We start from the raw sequence: 10,482 nt of genomic DNA, 5'->3' as shown, positions 1-10,482 counted from the left end.
CGGCTTGGCTCGGGTCCTCACCCGGCGCGGGGCTGGGGCATTTTGGCGGGTAGTGGGGCTTGTGGTTGGGTCAGGTGCCGGGCTGCTGGCGCGCCACGGCGGCCCCGGCCGGATGTTCCGGGGCCAGGCCGCTGTCGAAATACCGCTGCAACGCCCGCTGAAACTGGTCGAAGGAAAAGGGCTCGGCCAGAAAGGCCAGCGGCTGCCAGTCGTGGCCGGCGTAGAGGCGCGCCGGGTAGGGCGAGGTCAGAACCAGCGCGGGCTGCCGGCGCAGCAGCTCCTGCCAGGCTTCGGGCACGGGCTGCTCGGGGGCGGGCAGGCTGGCAAACACCAGGTCCCAGCCCGCGGCGGGCAAACCGGCCGCGGCCAGGTCGGGGTACGCTCCTGCCCAGACGAGGTCGAGGCAGCCGGTGCGCCGGATGAATTTCAGCAGCAGATCGGAAGGCGTTACCCCGGCGTCGCAGAGTAACAGGCACCGGTACATTACATGGTCGTGTTGACGGTCATAATGTCGCACAGAATCGAGGACATGCCCCCGGGCTTGCCGTGCGTGGCGGGCGTCGTCAGGCACACGAGGCGTTCTTTTTTCAGGACGAGGCGGGGCGTTTGGGCTGCGTTTTTCATGGCGGGGCGAACAGTTAGGATTGGCGGTGATTGGTGTTGCAAAACTGTCGTCCCCGCGGCGGCCGGCCAACAAGTTTAGACGAATGCCCGGGCCGGTTTCGATGAATGCCCGCTGCCGGGCCGGGAATGAAAACGCCGGGCGCTACCGGCCGGCGGCCAGCGGCTCCAGCTCCAGCGTCAGGTGTACGGCGTACTGCTCGGCGGCGGCATCCGCGTCGACGGTGAGCTGGTGGCGGTCGGGGTAGAGCAGCTCCAGCCGCTTGCGCACGTTGCTGAGCCCCACCCCGCCGACGCCGGCCGCCGCGGCCGTGGCCGGCAGGCGGTTGACGACGGTAAACGTAAGCTCGGTGCCGTGCATCAGGGCCTGCACGTGCACGTAGCTGCCGGCCTTGACGCGGCCCACGCCGTGCTTGAAGGCGTTTTCGACAAAGGAGATGAGCAGCAGCGGCGCAATGCAGAACGTGGCCGTGCCGTCGTCGCGCACGAACTGAATGTCGACCTGGGCGCCGTATCGCGACTTTTCCAGCTGCAGGTAGCTGTGAATGTAGTCCAGCTCGCGCGCCAGCTCCACCCGGCTGGTATTGGACTCGTAGAGGCCGTAGCGCATCAGGTTGGAGAGCTGCAGCACCTGCTCAGCCACCGCCTCGTGGCTGTCGACGACCTGCACGTAGATGCTGTTGAGGGTGTTGAAGAGGAAGTGCGGGTTGATCTGGGACTTGAGGAAGTCCAGCTCCAGCATCAGGTTGTTGCGCTCCAGGGCAATCCGGTCGCGCTCCAGGCGCAGGTTCTTGGTCTGGTAGATGGTGATGTCGCGCACGAACTTGATGCACAGCAGCACCGTGGCCACGAAGGGGCCGAAGCCGTAGTTCCAGAACGCCACCCGCAGCGAGGTGAAGCAGCCCAGCAGCCCGGCCGGCCGCAGCATCTTCTCCCAGGTGCGCTCGGCGTAGCTCACCTCGGGGCTGCCGAAGCCCTTGCTCAGCGGCTGCAGCGCGTAAAACAGGCCGTAGTTGACCAGGTACACCACGTAGAACACCAGCAGGGCGTGGGCCAGCAGCCGCAGCGGGTGGGGCTGGTAGAGGTAGCGCGGAAACAGGTAGTAGCCCAGCCAGTAGTACACGCCCACGGTCTGCAGCAGCAGCACGCTGGTGGCCAGCAGGTGCAGCGGGGCCGTGTCCTTGAAGAGGCGGCCGACAAAGTAGTACTCGACCAGCAGCGGCACCAGCCACCAGAGCACGTGCACGGCCACGCGCCGCCAGCCCGCGGCGGCGGGGCCGGTAAGGGGCAGGGCCTGGCTCACATCAAGTTGTGTTTCATGGCCTCCATCACCCGCTCGCGGTAGGTCACGCCGATGGGCACGCGCTTGCCGTCGGTGGTGGTAATCAGGTTGCCGTCGATTTCCTTGATGGCCCCCAGGCGCACGAGGTAGGAGCGGTTGACGCGCAGGAACTGGTCGGCCGGGAGCATGCTTTCCAGCTTGGTCATGGTCATGTGCGTGGTGATGGTGCGGCCGGCCAGGTGGATGTTGAGGTAGTCCTTCAGGCTTTCGACGAACACGATTTCGTGGGGCACCAGCCGAATCAGCTTCTTGTCCTCCTTGACGAGGAAGAAGGTGGATTTGCCGGGTTCGGCGGCGCGCTCCTCGGCGGGCGGCTCCGGGGCGGGCGGCAGCGCCGGCTCGGGCGCGGGGCCGGGGGCCGGGGCGGGCTCGGGCAGGTAGCGGGGCGCCACGCGGTTGATGGCCCGCAGGAACCGCTCGAACGAAACGGGCTTGAGCAGGTAGTCGGCCACTTCGTGCTCGTAGCCCTGCACGGCGTACTGCGGGTAGGCCGTAATCATGATGACGGCCGGCGCGGGGCGGCCCGGGCGCTGGGCGGCCAGCACGCGCATAAACTCGAAGCCCGTCATTTCGGGCATTTCCACGTCCAGAAACAGCAGGTCGGGCTGCTCCCGCTCCAGCTCAAACAGCGCGTCGACGGCGTTGGTGGCCTGGCCGATCAGCTGCAGGTAGGGCACCCGGCTGATGTACTTGGCCACCAGCTCGCGCGCCGGCGGCTCGTCGTCAATAATATAACATCGTAGGGTTCGAGTCATAGCCTGGTGGGTAATGGTGGGACGGGAGCAATGGTCAAAAGTATACACGCATTCACCGGGAGCAACGCCTCATCGGTCGAAATATGTTGATTCCGGCAGCGGCGCAGGACTATTTCGGACCGTCAACCGGCCCCCAGGGCTTTCCACCTCCACTTCCAACACCGTTTTCGCTATGAACACGTTCTGCCTTAAAGCGCGCAAGCTGCGGGAAATTCACGGCTACCCGCAGGAATACGTGGCCTTCCAGATGGGCATCAGCCAGGCCGCCTACAGCAAGAAGGAGTCGGGGCGCACCCAGCTCTCGATTCTGTGCCTGACCAAGCTGGCCGAGCTCTACAAGGTGTCGCTGACCGACCTGATCAGCCTGAGCGCCCAGGAGCTGCTGCTGCGCTGTATCCGGGCGGACCACCAGCTGGCGGCCGCCTAAGCCCCGGCCCCGGCCGGGGACACCCCAACACAAAGTCCGCCCCGCGCGGCAGCTGCGGCTGCCGGCGGGGCGGACTGGTTTCCCGTCCAAAGTAATATCGACCCTACCGGGACGGGAGGCGGGGCGGCTACTTGCTCAGGCTCACCGACACGCCCACGAAGACCGTGCGGTAAGCGGGCGGCTGCACCGCGGTGCGCTGGGTGCCGTCGGAGGAGTAGCGGTAGCCGTACACGTTGCGGGTGCCGAGCACGTTGTCGACGGAGGAGTAGAGCACCACGTAGTTGCGCTTGATGAAGAAGAGCTTGCTCACCGAGAGGCTCAGGTTGTGGTAGTCGCGCAGCTCATCCCCCAGGAAGGTGGCCGATTCGGCGGCGTAGTAGCTGCGGCCGCTGGCGTAGCGGTAGGTGCCGCTCAGCGAGATGCCCGGCTTGGGCAGGAAGTGCTTGTAGACCAGGCTCAGGTTGTGCTTGGAGGCGTAGGTGGGCGTGGCCAGGGCGAGGAAGTTTCCGGCCAGGCGCTTGGTATCGAGCAGGGAGTAGGACACCCAGAAGTCGCCGCGCTTGATGCTTTTCTGGTCGCGGAAGAAGAAGTCGAGGCCGCGGGCGTAGCCCTTGCCGCTGTTGTCGGTGTTGCCGGTTACCTGGCGGTAGGGGTCCGGGTCGAAGCCCACGAGGCCTTTCTCGCGCACCAGCTGGTCGTATTGCTTGTAGTAGGCTTCGGCGCGGAAGGTGCGCTCGTTGTGCATGTACTGGTAGTTGAGGATGAAGTGGTTGGCCTGCTCGAAGTTCAGCTGCTGGTTGCGGTAGAGGTAGTTTTTGTCGGGCGTCTGGTAGAACTGGCCCGCGGCCACCGACAGCTGGCTGGTGGCGCTGAGCTGGTAGGCCAGCGAGAAGCGCGGAGCCACGTTGCTGCGGCCGATGACATGGGCCTGCTCGGCACGGGCCCCCACGCGGGCGGCCAGCTTCAGGCCCAGGTGAAACTCGCCCTCGGCAAAGGCGGCCCGGTAGGCGTCGTTCATCACGTAGCTGGCGTCAAACAGCTCGTTGGTCAGGCGGATGTGGTGCATTTCGGCACCCACCAGCAGGGTGTGGTTGCCGGGCAGAAAGCGCGTGAGCGTGGCCCGGTACTGCAGGCGCCGGTCGTAGCGGTCCAGGGACTTGGCCCCGTCGGCGATGTTGACGTAGTCGTTGTTGAGGCTGAAGGAGAGGCCGGCTTTCAGCTCCCACTTGCCTTCGCCGAAGGCGTGCTGGTAGGAGTTGGTGGTGAAGTAGTTGTGGTTGCGCAGCTGCAGGTTGTAGGTCGTGCCGGCCAGCTCGTAGCTGGGCAGGTTGATGTCGGAGGCGCTGTGGCTGGTCATAGCGTACAGCTTCAGGCTGCTGTTGGCGCCGAGCTTTTCGCGCACCGTCACCGAGCCGTCGAGGCCTTCGGGGGCCTTGCGCCAGCTGCGCGTCTGGCGCATCACCCCGAAGTAGGGGGCCATATTGGTGTAGGAGAGGCGGCCGGCCACCGAGCCGCGGTGCGTGTACTCCACGGCCGCGTTGGCCGGGTTCACGTCCAGGGTCAGCTTGTTGGCGTCGCTTTGCTTGTCTTGGGTGTCGAGCAGCAGCACCGACGACAGCGCCTGCCCGTACTGGGCCGAGTAGCCGCCGGTGCTGAAGGCCGTGCCCTTGAACATGGCCGGGTTGAAGCGCCCGCGCTGGGCCACGTCGGGAATGCTGCTGTAGAACGGGTTCTGCACGATCATGCCGTCGATGAGGGTGCTGGTTTCGCTGGCCGAGCCGCCGCGCACAAACAGGCCTTCCTGCTCGCCCACCCGGGCCGTGCCCGGCAGGTTCTGCATCACGGCGGTGATGTCGCCCTGACCGCCGGCGGTAGTCAGGATGTCGAGCGGCTTGAGGGCCGTCATGCGTTTTTCGTCGCCGGCCTCGAACATGCCGGCCGAGATGACCACGCCGCCGAGCACGTTGGCCGCGTCGGGCAGGGCCAGGCGCAGCTGGGTGGTGTCGGCGCCGAGCACCAGGCGGCGCTCCTGGCTGGTGTAGCCCACCGATGATGCTACCAATACATGGGCGCCACTCAACTGCGTCCGCAATACAAAGCGCCCGACGCTGTCGGTGCTGGTGCCTTCGTAGTTATCCTTCAGGTAGACGTTGGCGCCGGGAATCGGCTCGCCGTTTTTGTCGGTGACGAGGCCGCGCAGCTGCTGCGTCTGGGCCTGGGCGAAGGTGGCCGTCAGAAGGGCCGCGGAGAGGAGGAGAGCTTTCATTGGTAGGGTCCGTTGGGGAGGTCGATGAGTCGAAACTATCGGCACCCCCAGGGGCCTACCAGGCAATTCGGGCAAACACAGATAAGGCCGGTATAGACCTCGAAAAAGCCGTCATGAAATTTTGGGCGCCGCCGGATAAACCGCCCGAATCGGGGCGCGAACCGCGGCGCAGGGTGGCTGAAAAACGGGCGCTTTGCGGCGGGCAACCGAAGCATCCAGACTGCTTCGTCGGCTTGCCTTCCGGCGTAGCGGCCCTGTCGATAGCCCGGGAGGTGAAACCTGGGGCGGGTGAGTTGCCCAGACGAAGCGGTAGAGCTGCCGGGCTACGCCTTCCGGCGGTTCGACGGGCGGACGCCAGACGCAGCAGGGCTGTTCGGGGAGCCTTCGGCGGCTCGCCTCCCCCCGGCGGCACCGAGCAAGCCGGCCGTAGCCGCCGGCGCCAAAAAAAGAGGCCGCGCCGGGCCTTTTTCGCTGGTTTCGGGGCGGTTTTTCGGCCGCTTATAACCGCATATAACCGCTTATTCCCGCAGGGGATAAAGTATAACCCGGGGTTATTGAAGCCGGGCCGGCGGTAGTCCACCTTTGAATCACCAACCCGGCCATCCCCGCCCCGGACCCGACGCAGCGGCTGCTTCGGCCCGCCGGCGGGGAGGCCCCCGACCGAAGAACTATTGTGAGCCATGGCACAATACCGGGACGTCGCCGAAAATCCCATTTAACAGAGTAGGCAAACCAACCCCAACCTCTTACCACTATGAAAATCACCAAACTCTCCGCCAACCCGATGGACAGCCGCACCATTGTAGCCGCCGGCTGCAGCAACTGCTGCTGCAACACCTGCTGCTGCTGGGGCATGTTCGCCGAAGAAATGGTAGCTGAGTAAGCCAGGACGAGTCGGCAGACGGCTTTCGGGTCGTCTGCCGGCTCTCTCCTGCTACGGCGCCAGGCACCAGAGTTTGCGTTTTCACCAGCGGTAAGTTCTATCCCTTCTCTCACCCATGCTGCACCACTTCGATATCTACGAAGACCGGAAAAACGGCACGTTCCAGGTCCGTACCAAGACGGACGTGTACGCCATCGAATTCCAGGACCCGGACAAGGCGGCCCTGTTCATCGAGCTGGCCGGCCTGCTCAACAAAGACCCCGACGCGGCCCTGGCGGGCCTCGTGACCAAGCTGGAGCGCAGCTACCCCAAGGAGAAAATCTTTGACGTGCTGCAGGAGCTGGACGCCAACAACTTCCTCTCCTTCGAAAACGCCCGGGAGCTGACCAAGACCCTGGGCCTGAAGAAAGACGACCCCTACGGCATCGGCGAGCAGAAGCTCTCTACCATCAGCTTCGTGGGCGAGAAAAGCCTGGGCAAGCTCTTCGCCAAGAAGGCCGAGCAGTACGGCTTTCCGCAGGTGAAGCTCTTCACGAGCATTGCCGAGGCCGACGACCAGCAGATCCGGCAGGTGCTGGCCGACAGCGACTTCCTGGTGGTGGACGGCCACCACTGGAACCCCCTGTTCCTGGAGCGCTTCAACGAGCTGGCCGTGGAGGCCCAGAAGCCCTGGCTGTACGTGGGCGGCATCGAGGGCGGCAGCCTGAAAGTGGGCCCTATCTTCTGGGGCGAGGAGTGCGGCTGCTACCACTGCCTGAAGCTGCGCCTGAAAAGCCACGACGCCTACCTGAACTACTCCGAGGAGTACGAAACCCACCTGAAGGCCAACAACCTGACGGCCAAGCCCGACCGCCTGCCCGGCTACGACATCCTGGTGGACATGATTGCCGGCTACGCGGTGCTCGAAACCAGCAAGTTTCTCCACTGCTGGAGCGTGCCCGAGACGTGGAAGTCCTACGTGAGCATCAACGTGTTCAACTACGGCATGACCAAGCACCACCTGCTGAAGGTGCCCTTCTGCGAAGTGTGCCAGCCCGAGCTGGCCTACGCCCCGGCGCCCTGGCTCGAACCCGTAACCCTGCGCTAAGCCATGAGCGTCATCGAAACCAGCGTCAACAAGGCGCTCCGCAGCATCTCGCACGAAGTCGGCCTGCTCGGGCGCATCTCCAAGATGCCCATGATGAACCGCGACCCGCGCCTGATGAGCTACGGCATCTGGCCGGGCAACACCAAGGTGATGGGCGCCGAGGAATTCGGCGGGCGCAGCAGCGGCTGCGGCTCCACCTGGCAAGAGGCCTTCATGGGCACCATCGGCGAGACGGTGGAGCGCTACGCCTGCGCCTTTTACGACCTGCGCACGGCCATCAAGTCGCCCTTCCGCACGCTCAATAAGCCGGCGGTGGCCCCGAGCGAGTACGCCCTGTTTCACCCCGAGCAGTACGCCTTCCTGAAGGGCAAGACGCCCATCGAGCCCTTCACCGAGGACACCGACCTGTACTGGTTCCCGATGACGGACCTGGCCACCGGCGAGGAAAAGTGGGCCCCGGGCAGCCTGATTTACCTGCCCTGGTCGCACGAGAAGCCGTGGATCAACGCCAATACCAGCACCGGCCTGGCGGCCCACACCGACCCGCACAAGGCCATCCTGACCGGCCTGTACGAGGTCATTGAGCGCGACAGTTTCGTGCTGACCTGGTCGCAGAAGATTGTGCCGCCCAAGATTCGCATCTCCCCGGACATGCGCGCCTTCATCGACAAGAGCTTCCCGACCAGCTACGAGTGGCACTTTTTCGACATCCGCTACGACCTGGACGTGCCCTCGGTGCTGGGCATCTGCTTCGGCGAGGCCGAGTTCGGCAAGTTCGTGGCGGTGGGCACCTCCACCCGCGCCACCTACGGCGAGGCCGTGCAGAAGGTCATCAAGGAAATCGGGCAGGGCGTGGGCTACTTCCGCTACCTGCTCAACGAGAAGAAGGACTGGGTGCCCTCCGACAACTACAACCAGCTGCTCAGCTTCGAGGACCACTCCATCTTCTACGTGAAGCGCCCGGACATGTGGTTTGTGTTCGACGAGTACCGCGCCGCCCTTGAGACCAAGGACATCGACCTGCACGAGAAGCACACCCGCTCCGACATCGACGAGGTGCGCCACCTGGTGCAGACGCTCAAGGCGGCCGGCTGCGACGTGCTCTTCAAGGACATCAGCACCCCGGACGTGCGCCAGCTCGGCTTCTACAGCGTGAAGGTGCTCGTGCCCCAGCTCATCCCGCTGGCCGGCGGCTACCCGCTCTACTACCACGGCGGCAAGCGCCTCTACGAAGTGCCGGCGAAGATGGGCTACACGTCCCACGACTACGCAGGCCTCAACAAGTACCCCCACCCCTTCCCGTAGGCGCCGGCCCCGCCTCCGCCCGACCCCAACACCTTTCACGCACTCTAACTCCCAAGACCCATGAAACGCATCACGACGGCGCAGCAAAGCCTGGACACCATCGAGCGGGGGATGTACGGCGCCAAGAACGTGCAGGACTCCCTGGCCCTGCTCTACCACCAGAACACCAAGCTCACCCGCTTCGACCAGATCAAACTCTCCCACAGCGTGCGTGGCTTCTTCAACCCCTACATCACGCAGCGCGCCGTGCAGCCCTATAAGGTGTACCCGGGCACCCGCACCGTGCCCCTGGCCGACTACCGCGAGGTGCCGGCGCCGGCGGTGGACTTCGTGGAGCTGGTGCGCCAGCGCCAGAGCACCCGCAACTACCAGCCCGGCTACCAACTCTCGCTCTACGAGCTGTTTGTGCTGCTGAACTACTCCTACGGCATCAGCCGGCAGGACCCGATTCCGGAGGGTGGCCACATGTCGTACCGCTACGTGCCCTCGCCCGGCGGCCTCTACCCGCTGGAGCTGTACGTGGTGCTCTTCGACAGCCACGTGACGCCCGGCCTCTACCACTTCCGCCCCGACACGCTGGAGCTGGAGTGCCTGCGCGAGGGCGACTTCCGCAGCGAGATGCGCAAGCACATCCAGGCCGAGCCCTACATCAACATCAACGCCGCCTCCGGCCTGGTGCTCACCACCGGCATCTTCGAGCGGGTGATGATCAAGTACGGCGAGCGGGGCTACCGCTTCATGCTGCACGAGTCGGGCTTCGTGAGCCAGATGATGACCCTGCTGGGCGAGGCCCTGGGCCTGGGCTCCTGCATGGTGGGCGGCTACGACGACCAGAAGCTCAACCGCTTCCTGGGCGTGAACGGGGTGTTCGAGACGGTGCAGAACGTGATGATTCTGGGCAAGAAACCCTTAGACACCGGCTGCCATGTTAACAACTGAGCTGCGGGATGTGCGCTACGCCGCCGAGGGGCGCGACATTCTGAAGGGTATTTCCCTGCGCATCGAGGACGGCGAGACGGTGGCCCTGCTCGGGGCCAACGGCTCGGGCAAATCCTCCCTGCTGGCGGTGCTGCTGGGCGACGTGCCCGCCACCGCCGGCACGGCCACCTTCAACGGCAAGCCCTTCGCCGACATGCGCGGGCGCATCGGGGTGGTGTACGACCAGGTGCCCTCGTTCGGGCCGCTGAAGGTGCGCGAAATCCTCGATTACTTCGGCTCGATCTACGGGCTGCGCTACCAGGAGCAGGGCGAGCTGCTGCACGTGCTCAGCCTGGAGCCCCTGCTCGATAAGTTCATGCGGGTGCTCTCGGGCGGGGAGCGGCGCCGGGTGGGGCTGTTTCTGGCCCTGATGCACCGCCCCGACCTGCTGGTGCTCGACGAGGCCCTGGCCGACCTGGACCCCAAGACCCGCGAGACGCTCTGGACCAAGGTGCTGCGCCGCTACGCCCGCTCGGTGCTCTTCGTGACCCACGACTGGGAAGAAGCCGGCGCCCACGCCGACAAGGTGATTTTCATGCACGAGGGCCAGCTGCTGCTGCCGCCCGAGTCGCCGGCGGGGCTGCTCTCGCAGCGCTACATCGCGGCCGAGAAGAAAATCATCGTCAGCAAGCAGGAGTGCGACTCGGCCATGCTGGCCGACGAGGTGTACGTGGAAAGCGACGAGAGCTACCACGTGTTCGTGGCCGACATGAAGACCTTCTTCGCCAAGCTCAACGGCCGCATGCCCAACTTCTCCTTCGCCCCGAAGCGCCTGCAGGACGTGTACCACTACCTCATCAACGCCTAAGCCCGCCCCG

The 10,482-nt window shown here is 65.1% G+C and carries 11 protein-coding genes; 6 read left to right on the top strand and 5 right to left on the bottom strand.

Annotated elements, in window-relative coordinates; genetic code table 11:
• Positions 1-70 precede the first annotated feature (70 nt).
• The 4 genes from DLM85_RS08410 to DLM85_RS08400 form a co-directional block, all read right to left on the bottom strand.
• Positions 71-484: a hypothetical protein gene (locus DLM85_RS08410; RefSeq protein ID WP_111477667.1), complete on the bottom strand. Its 414-nt coding sequence runs from the start codon at positions 482-484 to the stop codon at positions 71-73.
• Positions 484-624 (bottom strand): hypothetical protein, encoded by a 141-nt coding sequence (locus tag DLM85_RS25410; protein ID WP_165822064.1) that lies wholly within the window; start codon positions 622-624, stop codon positions 484-486. The genes DLM85_RS08410 and DLM85_RS25410 overlap by 1 nt, the downstream gene beginning before the upstream one ends.
• A gap of 142 nt (positions 625-766) precedes the next feature.
• The gene (locus tag DLM85_RS08405) at positions 767-1,924 is read right to left on the bottom strand and encodes a sensor histidine kinase (protein ID WP_111477666.1); all 1,158 of its coding nucleotides are present in this window, start codon (positions 1,922-1,924) and stop codon (positions 767-769) included.
• Positions 1,921-2,718 (bottom strand): LytR/AlgR family response regulator transcription factor, encoded by a 798-nt coding sequence (locus DLM85_RS08400; protein ID WP_111477665.1) that lies wholly within the window; start codon positions 2,716-2,718, stop codon positions 1,921-1,923. The genes DLM85_RS08405 and DLM85_RS08400 overlap by 4 nt, the downstream gene beginning before the upstream one ends.
• A gap of 172 nt (positions 2,719-2,890) precedes the next feature.
• Here DLM85_RS08400 and DLM85_RS08395 point away from each other — a divergent pair, with 172 nt between their 5' ends.
• Positions 2,891-3,145, top strand: a complete 255-nt coding sequence (locus tag DLM85_RS08395) for a helix-turn-helix domain-containing protein (RefSeq protein WP_111477664.1) — start codon at positions 2,891-2,893, stop codon at positions 3,143-3,145.
• A gap of 127 nt (positions 3,146-3,272) precedes the next feature.
• Here DLM85_RS08395 and DLM85_RS08390 read toward each other — a convergent pair whose 3' ends face one another.
• On the bottom strand, positions 3,273-5,411 hold the full coding sequence (locus tag DLM85_RS08390; RefSeq protein WP_111477663.1) for a TonB-dependent receptor: 2,139 nt from the start codon (positions 5,409-5,411) through the stop codon (positions 3,273-3,275).
• A gap of 754 nt (positions 5,412-6,165) precedes the next feature.
• Between DLM85_RS08390 and DLM85_RS26185 the strand changes: the two genes are divergently transcribed.
• The 5 genes from DLM85_RS26185 (at position 6,166) to DLM85_RS08370 (ending at position 10,472) form a co-directional block, all read left to right on the top strand.
• Complete coding sequence (locus DLM85_RS26185) at positions 6,166-6,294, top strand: hypothetical protein (RefSeq protein ID WP_279387742.1); 129 nt, start codon at positions 6,166-6,168, stop codon at positions 6,292-6,294.
• Positions 6,295-6,409: 115 nt separating this feature from the next.
• A complete protein-coding gene (locus tag DLM85_RS08385) occupies positions 6,410-7,381 on the top strand; it encodes a TOMM precursor leader peptide-binding protein (RefSeq protein ID WP_111477662.1) in 972 nt (323 codons plus the stop codon).
• A gap of 3 nt (positions 7,382-7,384) precedes the next feature.
• Positions 7,385-8,686, top strand: coding sequence for a YcaO-like family protein (locus tag DLM85_RS08380; RefSeq protein WP_111477661.1), 1,302 nt, complete (start codon positions 7,385-7,387; stop codon positions 8,684-8,686).
• A gap of 60 nt (positions 8,687-8,746) precedes the next feature.
• Positions 8,747-9,625 carry a SagB family peptide dehydrogenase gene (locus DLM85_RS08375; protein ID WP_111477660.1) on the top strand — a complete coding sequence of 293 codons (879 nt, stop codon included), beginning with the start codon at positions 8,747-8,749 and terminating at the stop codon, positions 9,623-9,625.
• Positions 9,612-10,472: an ABC transporter ATP-binding protein gene (locus DLM85_RS08370; RefSeq protein WP_111477659.1), complete on the top strand. Its 861-nt coding sequence runs from the start codon at positions 9,612-9,614 to the stop codon at positions 10,470-10,472. The genes DLM85_RS08375 and DLM85_RS08370 overlap by 14 nt, the downstream gene beginning before the upstream one ends.
• Positions 10,473-10,482: the final 10 nt, after the last annotated feature.

Origin of the sequence: Hymenobacter edaphi (genome assembly GCF_003258365.1) — a bacterium.
GTDB classification, from domain to species: Bacteria; Bacteroidota; Bacteroidia; order Cytophagales; family Hymenobacteraceae; genus Solirubrum; species Solirubrum edaphi.
This window is presented reverse-complemented; position numbering and strand designations above follow the sequence as displayed.